Origin of the sequence: Paenibacillus sp. MMS20-IR301 (assembly GCF_032302195.1) — a bacterium.
In the GTDB taxonomy this organism is placed as follows: Bacteria; Bacillota; Bacilli; order Paenibacillales; family Paenibacillaceae; genus Paenibacillus_AQ.
Genome location: NZ_CP135275.1, coordinates 6659905 through 6673743, shown reverse-complemented (window position 1 = coordinate 6673743; position 13839 = coordinate 6659905). Strand labels below are relative to the sequence as shown.

General features: G+C 52.7%; 10 protein-coding genes. 3 read left to right on the top strand and 7 right to left on the bottom strand.

The features are described 5' to 3' along the window. Positions 1–3: 3 nt before the first annotated feature. Complete coding sequence (locus LOS79_RS28770) at positions 4–1182, top strand: oxalate decarboxylase family bicupin (protein ID WP_315414198.1); 1179 nt, start codon at positions 4–6, stop codon at positions 1180–1182. Between the two features lie 19 nt (positions 1183–1201). Here LOS79_RS28770 and LOS79_RS28765 read toward each other — a convergent pair whose 3' ends face one another. After that, the gene (locus LOS79_RS28765; protein ID WP_315414197.1) at positions 1202–2491 is read right to left on the bottom strand and encodes an arsenic transporter; all 1290 of its coding nucleotides are present in this window, start codon (positions 2489–2491) and stop codon (positions 1202–1204) included. Between the two features lie 188 nt (positions 2492–2679). Between LOS79_RS28765 and LOS79_RS28760 the strand changes: the two genes are divergently transcribed. Then, on the top strand, positions 2680–2841 hold the full coding sequence (locus LOS79_RS28760; protein ID WP_315414196.1) for a hypothetical protein: 162 nt from the start codon (positions 2680–2682) through the stop codon (positions 2839–2841). A 99-nt stretch (positions 2842–2940) separates the two neighbouring features. Here the strand turns inward: LOS79_RS28760 and LOS79_RS28755 are convergent, their stop codons facing one another. Continuing rightward, on the bottom strand, positions 2941–4644 hold the full coding sequence (locus LOS79_RS28755) for a peptidase G2 autoproteolytic cleavage domain-containing protein (RefSeq protein ID WP_315422496.1): 1704 nt from the start codon (positions 4642–4644) through the stop codon (positions 2941–2943). Between the two features lie 186 nt (positions 4645–4830). On the opposite strand from LOS79_RS28755, the gene LOS79_RS28750 reads away from it, so the two are divergent. Next, complete coding sequence (locus tag LOS79_RS28750; protein WP_397386702.1) at positions 4831–5880, top strand: LLM class flavin-dependent oxidoreductase; 1050 nt, start codon at positions 4831–4833, stop codon at positions 5878–5880. Between the two features lie 95 nt (positions 5881–5975). On the opposite strand, the gene LOS79_RS28745 is transcribed toward LOS79_RS28750, so the two are convergent. The 5 genes from LOS79_RS28745 to LOS79_RS28725 form a co-directional block, all read right to left on the bottom strand. Then, positions 5976–6380: a hypothetical protein gene (locus tag LOS79_RS28745; protein ID WP_315414194.1), complete on the bottom strand. Its 405-nt coding sequence runs from the start codon at positions 6378–6380 to the stop codon at positions 5976–5978. Positions 6381–6411: 31 nt separating this feature from the next. Beyond that, the gene (locus LOS79_RS28740; RefSeq protein ID WP_315414193.1) at positions 6412–6900 is read right to left on the bottom strand and encodes a cysteine hydrolase family protein; all 489 of its coding nucleotides are present in this window, start codon (positions 6898–6900) and stop codon (positions 6412–6414) included. A 216-nt stretch (positions 6901–7116) separates the two neighbouring features. After that, positions 7117–10818 (bottom strand): S-layer homology domain-containing protein, encoded by a 3702-nt coding sequence (locus LOS79_RS28735; protein WP_315414192.1) that lies wholly within the window; start codon positions 10816–10818, stop codon positions 7117–7119. A gap of 12 nt (positions 10819–10830) precedes the next feature. Continuing rightward, positions 10831–13680: a serine/threonine protein kinase gene (locus tag LOS79_RS28730; protein ID WP_315414191.1), complete on the bottom strand. Its 2850-nt coding sequence runs from the start codon at positions 13678–13680 to the stop codon at positions 10831–10833. 11 nt (positions 13681–13691) lie between these two features. Then, positions 13692–13838, bottom strand: a complete 147-nt coding sequence (locus LOS79_RS28725) for a hypothetical protein (RefSeq protein WP_315414189.1) — start codon at positions 13836–13838, stop codon at positions 13692–13694. Position 13839 lies beyond the last annotated feature (1 nt).

Here is a 13839-nt window from a genome sequence, read left to right as displayed (position 1 = left end):
TTCATGCACGACCCAGCATCTGAATTAAAGGACAACAACCGCGTTCCTCAGCCCATCCGCAGTGATGGCGCCGGCAATGTCGACCTTGGCCCCCGCGATTATATGCGGGATCTGGAGAATCCCGATATGCTGGTACCTCCGGTTACAGATAACGGGCTGATCCCCAATCTGCGCTTCTCCTTCTCCGATACCCACATGCAGCTGAACCACGGCGGCTGGTCACGGGAGATTACAGTCAGGGAGCTGCCCATAGCTACCACACTTGCCGGAGTGAATATGAGCTTAACCCCGGGCGGAGTCCGCGAGCTCCACTGGCACCAGCAGGCCGAATGGTCCTATATGCTGCTTGGCAGTGCCCGGATTACGGCAGTGGACCAGAACGGGCGGAACTTCATTGCCGATGTCGGCCCGGGGGACCTCTGGTATTTCCCGCCGGGTATCCCGCATTCCATCCAGGGGCTGGCGGAAGGCTGCGAGTTCCTGCTGGTGTTCGACGACGGCGGCTTCTCGGATCTCAACACGCTGTCGATCTCCGACTGGTTCGCCCATACGCCGCCAGAGGTGCTGTCAGCCAACTTCGGGGTGCCGGAATCGGCCTTCGCGTGTATTCCGAAGGAGCAGGTGTACATTTATCAGGACCAGGTGCCGGGTCCGCTCCAGAGCCAAAAGGTAGAATCGCCTTACGGGGAGATTCCACTAAGCTTCAAGCATCAGCTGCTGGCCCAGCCGCCGCTGAGGACACCAGGCGGCAGTGTGCGCATTGTGGATTCCACCAACTTTCCGGTTTCACAGAAAATCGCCGCAGCGCTGGTGGAAATTGAGCCCGGTGCGATGCGGGAGCTCCACTGGCATCCGAACAATGACGAGTGGCAATATTACCTTACCGGACAGGGCCGGATGACGGTATTCGGCGGTGACGGGGCTGCGCGCACCTATAATGTCCGGGCCGGGGATGTCGGGTACGTGCCTTTTGCACAAGGGCATTATATTCAGAACACCGGGACAGACACGCTCTGGTTCCTGGAAATCTTCAAAAGCGACCGGTTCGCCGATGTCTCCCTGAATCAATGGATGGCGCTCACCCCCCATGAGCTGGTCAGCAGTAATCTGCATGCCGGGCCGGAGCTGATGGACGCTCTGCGCAAGGTGAAATGGCCGGTGGTGAAATATCCGGGATTCTAAAAGTGCGGGTTTATCCGGCTCAGAACAGCTTCAATTCCAAATATAAGCCGAGCAGAGTAATAAATAAGGTCGGAATCGTCAGAATAATTCCTGTTTTGAAATACGTGCCCCAGGAGATCTTCACGCCTTTGGCAGACAGCACATGCAGCCACAGCAGGGTAGCCAGCGAGCCGATAGGTGTAATCTTCGGGCCGAGATCGGAGCCGATTACGTTCGCATAGATCAGCGCTTCCTTAATAAGTCCGCTAGCGTGTGCCGTATCAATAGCCAGTGCCCCGATCAGCACCGTCGGCAGATTATTCATCACAGAGGAAAGAACAGCGGCAAGGAAGCCCATTCCCATCGTCGCTGCGAACAATCCGTGCTCAGCAGTCGTACTGATCAGTCCGGCGAGTACATCTGTCAGCCCGGCATTACGCAGACCATACACCACGACATACATCCCGATGGAGAAAAAGACAATGGCCCACGGCGCACCCTTGACCACTTCCATGGTCTTCACGTACGGGCTTCTGCGGGCCATCAGCAGGAATAGAACCGCAATTATACCGGCCACTGCTGATACCGGAATATGCAGGAACTCACTGACGAAATAGCCTGCCAGCAAGAGAGCCAGTACGCCCCAGGATAACCGGAACATCCGCTTGTCCTTAATTGCCTCCTGCGGATGCTTCATTCCCGCCGTGTCATAGGCTCCCGGAATACTTCCCCGGAAGAACAGATACAGGACCAGAATACTGGCAGCAAGCGCGAACAGCGTAGGCAGCAGCATCCGTCCCGCGTATTCCGTGAAGCTGATCCCGAAGAAGTCAGCGGATACGATGTTGACCAGATTGCTGACGATCAGCGGAAGCGAGGTTGTATCGGCAATGAATCCGCTCGCGATGATGAACGGAAACACTTTTCGCTCATCAAAATTCAGCGCCCGCACCATCGCCAGCACAATCGGCGTCAGAATCAGCGCCGCCCCGTCATTGGCGAACAGAGCCGCCACAACGGCCCCCAGTACGATAACGTAAATGAACATCAGCGTGCCGTTGCCGCGTGCCGCCCGTGCCATATGCAGCGCTGCCCATTCGAAGAAGCCAATTTTGTCGAGGATTAATGAAATTAGAATGATGGCGACAAAAGCGAGTGTAGCGTTCCATACAATCAGCGTCACATCGCGGACATCCCCGAAGCTGACCACACCGGCCAGCAGGGCCAGCAGCGCACCTCCGCAGGCCGACCAGCCGATGGATAAATTCCGCGGCTGCCAGATGACAAAGACCAAAGTAATAACAAAAATAAGACCGGCTGCAACAATCATTGTTCAGCCTCCCGTTTGACCCACAGCAGCATTTCCTGCAGCACTCCTCCAGCAAACTTTTATATATGTAATAAGCCAATGCTACTACACTAAATCAGCCCCGTGAAAAGGGCAAGAAAAAAGTCTGATGCCGCCGAAATCAGGCAGAAATCAGTACTAAATGCAGACCGCAGCTCATAGGCTGAAGTATGGGGAAGACAGCAGCTTCTGGAGAGGAGATGCAGGTCCGAAGAGCCATCCTTGTCAGAGGATTGGAGGTCCGGACTACCATGAGTACAGATCAGCTCATCGCATTGCTCGTTCTTGTCATTATGATCGTACAGCTTGCCGTCAAAAAGGGGAAATCCTGAGGCGGCAAACAGCCAGGCGAACCCGGGGCCGCTCCCGGTTCGCTTGGCTTCGTTTGCTTACATACCCGATCCATCCGGCCGGACAACCGGTCTGGCCCGTTATTTTACAAATATCCGGATCTGCCGCTCGCCGGTACGTTTCATTACCCTGTAGCCTGCTGCCGCTGCTGTAGCCATTCCGTTATCGTCCGGCCGGCAGTACCCTCCTGCCTCACAGGTGCCGTCATCGCGGACAAGCAGCTTGCCGATAATTCCTACGGCTACCCATTCCTCCCTATCCTGGCGGGAGATATATTCCTGCGAGTCATCCCACTCCGGATTCAGCACCGGCTCTGTCTTCGTACCGGCTTCACGGACGATATGCCCGTATTCATTCTTCACCTCCGGAACCTCTACCTCATGATACAGAATCCGGTCCCATTCATCGGTAGCGAACATCCCGTTCCAGCGCAGGTCGCTTGAATCGGCAACGATGGCCGGTCTTGCGCTGATGACGCCCAGAATATATTCATCTGCTGCCCTGGCCTTGCGGATACGGTCACTTGCCCCGTCAAAGGTAACGAAATATCCGGCGTCAATCGCCAGCCCGTCCGAGGTCTCGAACATTTCCGCATAATCCGCTGCACCCGGAGACTGCAGAGTCCCATCCAGGTACAGATTACCGGTCAGCCCTTCGATGACTGCGGAGTTGAAGCTCGGCCCCACCGCAAGCCCGTTGGCCAGATGCCAGGAATACGGGAACCGGGTAGACCCGTTATGCCCCATAATGTGGGAACCTGTATGCTCTGCAAGTACAATTGTAGCTTCTCCCTCTGCATGGGAGTTGGGAGCAAACGCCTGGGTCTGGAAGCCCTCAGCATGCGAAGCCTGGCCGGAGGCGGTAGTGTCCGCACCTTCCGCATGCGCATATCCGCCGCTGGCCAGTGTCCCTACGCCCTCCGCATGGGAAAAGGAACCCCCGGCGCGTGTATTCGCTCCCTCTGCATGGCCTGAAGGTCCGCTGGCCAGCGTCTGGAAGCCTTCCGCATGGGAGGCTGTTCCGCTGGCTATTGTATTTTGCCCTTCTGCGTGGGCACCTACATTGCCGCTGGCTAAGGTGGCCAGCCCTTCAGCATGCGAAGCTGAGCCGCTGGCAGTAGTGTTCTGCCCTTCAGCGTGGGAGAAATCGCCCAGCGCCGAAGGACCGGACGCGGCTGTAATATCCGCAGTGCCGCCTTCGGCATGCGAAGCAAAGCCCATCGAGGTGCTGCCGACCCCTTCCGCGTGAGAGCCGGAGCCGCTGGCAAAGTTCGGGGCGGCATTGCCCAGCGGATCTGTTCCGCCTCCTTCCACGTGGGAAGCCCGGCCGCTGGCGGAATTGCCCTCCCCTTCCGCATGAGCATTGACGGCCGTCGTCTGTGTGGAAGTGTTGAAGCCCTCCGTATGGGAACGTGCGCCCCAGGCCTGGGTGCCGTATCCTTCGGAATGGGCTTCCAGCCCGGCGGCCAGCGTCATCGAGCCTTCCGCATGCGAGCTTTCCCCCGCTGCATTCGTTTGATAACCTTCGGCATGCGCGGCCACCCCGCTGGCAATGGTCGAAGTGCCTTCCGCATGCGCCGTATCATTCGTTGCCTGGGTCAGATGACCTTCAGCATGTGCTGCGCTTCCGCTGGCAATCGTCGAATTGCCTTCCGCATGTGAGGTGTCTCCGCTGGCAAGTGTGGAGTAACCTTCAGAATGAGCGGCTGCTCCGCTTGCCGTGGTATTCAGCCCTTCTGCCGACGCGGCAAAGCCGCTCGCTGTATTTCCTACCCCTTTTCCCATTTTGCTCACCGCTTTCTCGCGTATTACAATATATGTATGTCCACGGTAAGCGGAGGTAACGGCGGATGTGGCCAAGTTAGCGGATTTTTCTTTTTTCACTTACTAAAGTTGAGAAACATTAAAAAGTATAGTAGAATACAGATATGAAGAAAGGGGCGGATTGAGATGGCCGAGGAGAAGAAATTAATGGAAATAGGAATCAGCACGTTTTTGGAGACTACACCTGATCCGGTAACCGGCAAAACAATCAGCCATGCAGAAAGACTGCGTGAGGCTGTGGAGGAAATGGTGCTGGCTGACCAGTCAGGCCTCGATGTATACGGAATTGGCGAGCATCACCGGGCCGATTATGCCGGCAGTGCGCCAGCGGTTGTACTGGCTGCCGCAGCTGCTGCGACTAAGCACATCCGGCTGACCAGTGCGGTCAGCGTAATCTCATCGGCTGACCCGGTCCGGGTATACCAGGATTTCGCTACCCTGGACGGCCTGTCGAACGGCCGGGCCGAGATTATGGCCGGACGCGGCTCATTCATCGAGTCCTTCCCGCTGTTTGGCTACAGCCTGGACGATTACGATGAATTGTTCGAGGAGAACCTGGAGCTGCTGCTCGCCATCCGTGCCTCCGAGAAGGTCACCTGGCGCGGCGGCCACCGGCCGGCGATCCATAATCTCCCGGTCTACCCCCGTGCAGTGCAGGACCCGCTCCCGGTCTGGGTTGCCAGCGGCGGCAATCCGGAATCCGCTGTGCGCGCCGGAACACTCGGATTGCCGATTGCCTTCGCAATTATCGGCGGTATGCCCGAGCGGTTCGCCCCGCTCGTCGCCCTGTACAAGGAAGCCGCCGTCCGCGCGGGGCATAATCCTGACAAGCTGCAGATTGCCACCCATTCCCACGGCTTCGTAGGCGAAACCAATGAACAGGCGGCAGCCTTGTTCTACCCTTCCACCGCCGCTCAGATGAATGTCATCGGACGCGAACGCGGCTGGGGCGGAACCTACAACCGCGCAGCCTTTGACGATGCCCGCAGCCTGCGCGGCGCCCTCTATGTCGGCGATGCCGAGTATGTCGCCGAGAAGATCATCCTGCTGCGCAAAAACCTCGGAGTGACGCGCTTCTTCCTGCATGTGAACGTCGGCACCATGCCGCACCGCGAGGTGCTGCGTGCCATCGAGCTGCTGGGCACCAAGGTTGCTCCTATTGTGCATAAGGAGCTGGCGCGGACCCGGGGTAAATAATCGAGCTTTAACATAAAAGAGCTGTCCCATAAGCCATGAAACGGCTGCTTGGGACAGCTCCTTTTTTTTGGAATAGGATCAACGTGAGCATTGAGTTAGACTGAATGTAATTGCCCCCGTACCGCAGCTGCCACTTCTACAGAGTTCGTAACCGGCAAGAAGTGGTATCCGTTCCCAATGACAGTTACTTTCGCCTCTCGATGAATCTCTTGGAAGCTCCTCATTTTCTCCAGACTGAATTCATCCATACTCGCTTCAGCGAGCAGCAGTAAGATAGGATTGCCTTGAGCTTCCTTCAGGCAATAATCAGTAACGGCTACTTCAGTACTAAGACTATTAAGTGCGTATTCACGGCTATGGTGTGTGTATATGCCCTCTTGCACAACAAAGTTATCCTTTAAAATCCCTTTGAATAAACAACGCTCAGATTCAGCCAGCGCCGGGAGCGCAACAACTACTTCACTGTTGCTCTCCGGGTTATAGACTACATACCGTCCCATGGAATACCCTCCAGTCCAGTAAAAGTGCTTCTTACCCCTGCACCAGCGCTTCAACAACAGGATACGAAATCAGATTCCGGTCCCTGTAGGCTGCAGGAATTACATCACTCTTCGAGCTTAGAATGCCATTTTGTAAAAGCACAGGCTTAAAGCCTCTTTCCTCGGCCCCATTGTAAGTGAATAGAACGCAGTATTCTGCCGCATACCCGGAGAGAATCAGCAGATCGATGCCCTGCTCCCGCACAAGCTCCTCCAGATTCGTCTTCCAGAACGCATTTGAATACTCCTTCGTCACTCTAAGATCTGTATCCGCAATCTGAATACCGGAAATGACCTCGAACTTCGCTTCATCCCCGGCCTGCATGCCCTCGATATCCTGGATATGAATGACGGTGTGGTTCTTGGAGCGCAGCAGCTCTGACACGTGGTTAATATATTTGCAGGCGGTATCAATCGCCCGTTGCTCGACCTTGCCCAGATGAACCTCCTGCAGATCAATGATTAGAAAACCGATTTTCATGTATTCTTCCTCCCGTATGAAGTCATTAAATGATTTAATCTATCATACTATAACTTCATATTTATCCCAATAAAATATCCCCTCAAGGACACCTGCCTATACCGCTATGCGGCCTTACCAGAGTGTCTGCTTGAAGGGATTATTATCTGCATCAGCTTTACGCTGGTGCAGAGGCAGCTTATTGCTTTAACTAATCATCGCTCGAATGAAGCCGGCTTACTCGCCGGACTGATGGCTCTCAACGAATACTGCCACCCGGTGAAGCAATGTAGCCAGCTCCGCACGGGTTGTAGCTCCTTTAGGATCCATCACTCCATTGTTCTTACCGTTGAAAATACCCAGCTTGTACAGAACCTGGAATGCCGTCTTCTGTTCTGCTGTCATCAGGCTAGCATCAGAGAATACAGCTGCTGCTCCGGTTGCTTCGTATTTAATACCTTGCTGGTCCAGATATTTAACGAGAATGACCGCCAGCTCTCCGCGTACAATAGGAGTGTTCGGCTGGAATGGATCGGTTCCGAGCAGCCCTGTGGACTTGGCCCATTTGGCTGCTTTGCTGTACCACTGATCATTCGGGATATCCGCATAGGCAGTGTCTGTATATAAGTTCAAATCGATCTTGGCTAGTCTGGACAGTACCGCAACCACAGTTGCTCCGGAAATTTTGGTTTGTGGAGCAAATTTGTTATTACCGACTCCTGTCATCAGCCCTTGTTCATTTGCCCATTCTACATCGGCTCTGAACCAGTCTGCTATTCTGACATCACTGTACAGCTTCGAGGTTGGGGCCTGCGAAGGGGCTGATGTTGGCTTAGGAGTAGCACTAGGTGCTGGTGTTGCAGTTGGTTTTGGCGTTGGTGTTGCAGTTGCAGTTGGCTTTGGTGTTGCACTTGGCGTCGGAGTCGGGTTGGAGCCGGATCCGCTGGTTGAAGGCTTCGTAGTGCTGCTCGGGGTGTTCAGGTCAAGCGTATAGTTCCGGGCAGCTTTCTTCATATCTGTACCTTTACCTTGGTCATTACGGAACTCGGCAGCAATAGTGTGAGTGCCGCTGCCGCTGTTCTGGAAGGTTTGGGCACGGATGGTGATCTTCGTACTTCCTTCTTCAGCCAGATAATCTGTATCTTTGATCAGTTCTTTACCATCGAGGAAGAACTTGTCGGTGAACTCACTGAAAGCATGCTCGATTTTGAAGACTTTATCAGCGTAGCTGTTAATGGTCGTTAGCTGATTCGGCCAGTCGGTTACATAATCACTGGCATTAAATACATCCTCAGCAGTATTGTCCGCTACGTTCAGTGTGAATTGTTTCATATCGCTCGGGAACCGCGGGTTAAATTCCGCCCGGGCCCAGAACGTGAATGTACCCGTCTCCTGCGGAACCCCGTAGAGCTCTCCATTCTCGTAAAGAGTCATGCCCTTCGGCAGAGTGCCGCCGGCAAGCTGCCATTTCACTGTGTTCCAGTCATATTTGTTGCTGGTATGCATCATTACGGAATAAGGTACATACTTAACCGCCTTAGGTACACTGTCAGTAGTGATCTTCGGATCGCCGGCAACCCCGGTCAGCGTAATGACAACATCCTCTTGGCCAACAGCTGAAATGGTCAGTTTGCCGGAAATATCGCCGGTGCCATCTGGAACGATACGGATTTTGGCAACATTAGCAATTTCACCATAAGAGGTTTCTCTAGCAACTCCGTTGAATGCGGCAAGCTTATCATTGCCGGCCCCGCCTACCGTCCAGTATTCATCAAGCTTAACATGCGCGGCATCATCACTAAGCTTCGCTGTTAATCCGGTCAGTTCCGCATCGCCAATGTTAGCAATAAAGATATCATGACGGTAATCATAGATGGAGTCGAGGAAGATCTCACGTTTCGCACCATCAGGTCCGTTGATTCCGTTCACGAAGAGCTTGGAGCCGCCGGCCTGCTTTTTGGCGAACGTGACCCAATATTCTTTAACGTTTTTGCCGTTCTCCGCTTTGGCAACATAGTTCACCGGGCTTTTACCGCCCTTATCCGGATCGGCGTTTACTACAGATTCGCCTGAGGTTTGCTCTGTCTCGATGTAGGCTTTCGTTTTCGCATAGGTATTTACCCAGAATGTCGGCTTCACGTTAGAAAGATCTACATCGCTATCATTAATAAGCAAGGTCTGGAAGCCTAGATCATAATAAGTATCTGCATCATATGGCACTGCATAAACTTTTGAGGATAAATTAATACCAGCGCTGTCTCTGGCACCTTGGATATAAAAGTTTGTATCCATAGAGCCTGGATTTGGAATTACACTATCCGGTGTAGCAGGATTATCGCCTTTGATAGTCTTGACGATAATTTTGAATACTTCACCTTCAGCAAAAATCGTGAATTTTTGTCCATCTCCACTGTAATTCGCCAAGTAACCATTACCCTTGCCTGAACTGCTAGGGAACAACTGGGATTTAATGTCCGCTTCAGCAGTTGCAGACTCAAGAGAATCGAAGTGGCCTACGACTGCTTTGGTAACATAAGTGGCAGCATTACTTAAACTGCTGCTGCTATTGTGCTCGTATACAAGTATCAGGTGGTAGTTATCGTTAACCTCAGCTCCCGCATTCATCTCATACGTTACGGTTTCCAGTCCGCTTCGGGATGAATAACTATACCCTCCGTTTGCTTTATTCCAATTTCCATCTTGTTCTGCATATAGTCCATAGTAATATTCGGGGCCATTGCTAGTGACATTAATGGACAATAGCATCTTTTGAGTGAATACAGCATCATTTCCTTGTTTAACCACAAAAGTCAATCTCTGATAAGAAGAATCATAAGTCGAGGTGATGTGATAACCTGAGCCAACCGCATCATAGCTATCCGCCAGAATAGTAGCCGTAATGTTCTTACTCGGATCTTGCACTGCTGCTGCCTCAGCAAGGGCAGCCGTATCATACTCTCCGTCGTAAACAAAGACATCATATGTACCAATGCTTTCGGGCAGTTTCAGACCGATATAAAAATCAAAATTGCTTTTAAAAGTTTTCGGCAACCGGACGTCATAATAATCATATGCAGTACTAACACTATAGTACTCATACGGAGCTTTACCAAGCTTTGTCCGTGTACTATCAGAATCCGTATAAATTCCAAGCTCTGCAAATTTATTATTCGTTGATGCAGTTACGTTAACGATGTATCTAATGTTGTCAGGATCCAGCTGCAGGGCTGAGCCGACAATCAGTTCGAGAGAAAACGAGCCATAGGTATTCTGGTACATAGACAGATCGATCTTATCGCTTTGGCTGACGATCTTGTAGTCATCATTTGATAAACGAGCCCATACAACCTTATCATTACTATCAATTTCCGGATGTGAATTGCCCGCTTTTAAACCGCTTAGCAATGCTGAAACTTCTACAGCCTTCAGATCCAGACGGCTGTATGCGGATAAGTCGAGGCTGACCCGGGATTCTTCCAGCGGCAGCATGGAGAACGCAGTAAATCCGCCTCCCGGCCGGAAATTCTTCGGTTCAGGCTTGGCAGCGACATAAGTATTACCGATCTTCACGCCGATCTGCGAGAGCCGGTTCGGATCGTTCTGCTCGGTAGCTACATAAAAGGTGTGACCGCCGATAACAACAGAGCTTTCCGGTGTATCAAACCATTCTGTAGTGGTTTCCCCGTTATATTTGAACTGCACCTCATACGGGAAGAACGCATTATCCTCCAGTTGAATCGTGTAGCTGCCATCCTGCGCGAACAGCTCATCTGTTAAAGCAGCTTCTACTTCAGGACCAACAGAAACTTCCTGTTTTCCGAGGTTATAGATTACTGTATCAGTAACCGCATCTGTATCCCCGGCTCCGAATACTGCCGCCGGCAGCATCGTGAACAGCATGATTACTGCAAGAAGCATGGACAGACTTTTCTTTGCCATTGTTATCCTCCTTTATAATTTGGATAATGCTAATAAATCTTCTATGGAATAAATGCGGGTTTTCCGCAGGCTCCCCGAGTGGTAATCGAAGATCAGCTCATTGCCGGTAATGTCAGAAAGATTGGGCAGTACAGCCAGCGTGTCACAGTTCTCATCCAGCAATAACCCGTAACGCTCTCCGCTGGCCGAGATGTATTCTGTGATCACATTCGCACCGACCTGTGTAACGTAAGTCAGATATGCATTTTTCTCCAGCTCGCGGACTACTTTGCCGGATTCACGGTCATACGCAATAGGCGTACCATGCAGGGGCGATTCTATTCTCAGCTTATCCGTATAGAATTGCTCCAGCAGGCTAAGGTCGGGCTTATCCCCCTGAACCTCAGAAAGCACCTCGCCGTTATCTCCGGAATACGCTCTGGTCAGACCGTCGTTATAAATCACTTCAAGGCGCGACCCTTTTTCATCCCTGCGGTATTGCTGGTCATAGACATGATCGGCGTCAGGAATCTCAACCTCACGCACCAGTCCGCCTTGACCGTCATAGATCCGGAAATTATTGTAGGAGAACAGCATCAGCTTCGAGCCATCTGCACTGATTCTGGCCTCATCATGCGCGTATTCGGGATCTTCATACCGGAATACTTCAGCATCAGAGTGATTCTCAAGCTTCAATATTCTCAGCGTTGGTGTATCCCTGCTGCCAATTACTGCGAACGGCCCCGCCAGCTCAACAAAATCGTAATGTGTAAGGTCAGCATCGTACTTGTCTATCAGCTTGGCATCCTGACCGTAAATGGAGTATGTATTATCAGTAGTCAAAACCAGCGTAAATTCAGCATCCGCTGAGAAAGCCCCAATATCCGCATCGGCATAGGCGATTTCCTGCTGCTCCCCTGTAACGGGATCAATACTGACAATCAGATTATCACTTGAGACATAGATTCCGCTCTCATCAGCTGCCACCCCAAAGCGCCGTTCGGATTCAAATCCTCCGGTCTGCACCTGCTCCTCTACATCGATTACATTAAATGCCGAACTGTCCGCACTGCTTGCGGAGAAGGCGAAATATTGATGATTGAAATTGCCTTCAAAGTGGGTATATTCGGAGGTCTCATAGAGCTCCAGGCTATTCTGGCTGTCGGCAAGATCGAATATAGTAAGTCCGCCGTCCGAGAAGCTGACTGCAAGCTTGCTGCCATCTGAATTCAGCTTAAACAAATTATCATTTGCATTGGCAAAAGCATCATTGACGGGGGCATGCTGGCGTTTGTTCCCAAACGGGACCGATACCTTGACCGTACCGTCAAGCTTATAGACCTCAGCCATATTCTCATCACGGTAAGTTGCTGCAATAGAGCTTCCATCAGCGGAGACAGCAATTTCTGTTGCCAGTCTGCCCGTCCAGACCTGCCGTCTCTCTGCCAGATCGTAGAGGCCAATCCCCTCTTTCCCGGCGTAAGCCACGAGTCCGTTATTCACGAATTCAACATCAGCCAGCGCGGACTCCAGCACCGGAAGAGTTGCAAGTACCTCACCACTCTCCGTGTCTATCAATGTAAGCTCCCAGGCGCAGACCGCTGCCAGGGTCGTACCGTCCGGAGAGATTGCAGTCTTCATTACCTCAGAGCTCACATTCACTGTCCGGTATGCCTTGAAGCCGTCCGACAGCTCGTATACGCCAAGCGCATCAGCAAGCGCCTTTTGGGCTTGAACCGTATATGGCGGTGCAAGCATACTCCTCGGCTCGGGCAGAGCCTGCAGGGCAAGGGACACTGCCTTCGCATGGTCGCCTGCAGCCAATGCTTCAGCGGAGTATTGTGCCAGCGCATATGCAGCCTGCGTCTGCTCCATCTGCTTCAGGCCGATAAACGCTGACACGCCTCCGGCAAGAAACAAGGCAGCGGCAGCCATGAAGCCGATCAGCCGGGTCCGCTTAAACCGCTTCGTCCGCGGATCATTGTCATGCAGATGCTCGAGGTCGTACAGCATCTCCCCGGCCGACTGGTAACGTAAATCCGGGTTCGGATTCATCGCTTTGGCAATAATGGCAATTACGGCCGGGCTGTATTCCGTGCCCGATATCGGTACAACCTCCGAAGCCTCCCTGGCCGGGCGCTGCCCGGTCAGGATATGATACAACGTTGCCCCCAGGCTGTAGATATCCGAACGGACATCCAGCATAATTACTTTTTTGCCTGAGGTATCACTGGAAGGCTCGCCCGGGTCCGGTTCGAGCCTTGTCTTCACGTCAGTCTGCGGGACTAGCTGTGTCGTTACGTAGTCAGTAGTTACACTTTGTGCCTTGCCGCCGGTGGAATAATCCGCCCCGTAATGCTCCGGAGAAGCATAGCCGAAGCTTCGGCCTACTCCTACAGCGCCTTCCTCTCCGAGTGCCAGCGCGATGTTGTAATCGATCAGCCTGATCGTGCCTTCCGGTGTAAGCATTACATTCGCCGGCTTGATATCCGCGTGCAAAATACCGTGCGGGGGCCTGCCGTGCAGATACTTCAGCGCCTCCAGCAGCTGGCAGGCCCATTCAATCACCTGTGCCTGCGGGAACCGTTCTCCCCGCTTAAGCGGCTTGTCCCAGCTCTCGCCGGCAATGAAATCCATTACAGTGTAGACAATACCGTCATGTTCAACATAGTCATAGACCTGCGGAATGTAGGTATGGCTCAGACTTTTGAGCGCATCCACTTCGCGGCGCAGGGTTTCTGACTTAGCTGTAAGGGAGCGCTTGTCTCCCTTAAGCACCACACTTTTGTCCAGCCGGATATGTCTCGCCAGATAGACAATACCGCCGCCGCCCGAGCCAATCTCATGCTCTATTTCATACGTGTCCGCTATAATCTGAAGCATAAGCCCTCCTGTTATCCATGCCGCTTCACGCCATATTCAGCATCAAGCCGGGTTCTCAGCTTACGGCGGGCAGAGCGCAGAATTACCGCCATGATCACGCCCGCAACTGAAGCTATCCCCAGAACGGTAAGTCCGCCGTAGAAAAGCATCCCGCTCATC

Excerpts from the sequence above, each read along its gene's own strand:
- LOS79_RS28740 (WP_315414193.1), bottom strand. The coding sequence starts at position 6,900 with ATGAAAATCGGTTTTCTAATCATTGATCTGCAGGAGGTTCATCTGGGC.
- LOS79_RS28730 (WP_315414191.1), bottom strand. The coding sequence starts at position 13,680 with ATGCTTCAGATTATAGCGGACACGTATGAAATAGAGCATGAGATTGGC.
- LOS79_RS28745 (WP_315414194.1), bottom strand. The coding sequence starts at position 6,380 with ATGGGACGGTATGTAGTCTATAACCCGGAGAGCAACAGTGAAGTAGTT.
- LOS79_RS28770 (WP_315414198.1), top strand. The coding sequence starts at position 4 with ATGCACGACCCAGCATCTGAATTAAAGGACAACAACCGCGTTCCTCAG.
- LOS79_RS28735 (WP_315414192.1), bottom strand. The coding sequence starts at position 10,818 with ATGGCAAAGAAAAGTCTGTCCATGCTTCTTGCAGTAATCATGCTGTTC.
- LOS79_RS28725 (WP_315414189.1), bottom strand. The coding sequence starts at position 13,838 with ATGAGCGGGATGCTTTTCTACGGCGGACTTACCGTTCTGGGGATAGCT.
- LOS79_RS28755 (WP_315422496.1), bottom strand. The coding sequence starts at position 4,644 with ATGGGAAAAGGGGTAGGAAATACAGCGAGCGGCTTTGCCGCGTCGGCA.
- LOS79_RS28765 (WP_315414197.1), bottom strand. The coding sequence starts at position 2,491 with ATGATTGTTGCAGCCGGTCTTATTTTTGTTATTACTTTGGTCTTTGTC.
- LOS79_RS28760 (WP_315414196.1), top strand. The coding sequence starts at position 2,680 with ATGGGGAAGACAGCAGCTTCTGGAGAGGAGATGCAGGTCCGAAGAGCC.
- LOS79_RS28750 (WP_397386702.1), top strand. The coding sequence starts at position 4,831 with ATGGAAATAGGAATCAGCACGTTTTTGGAGACTACACCTGATCCGGTA.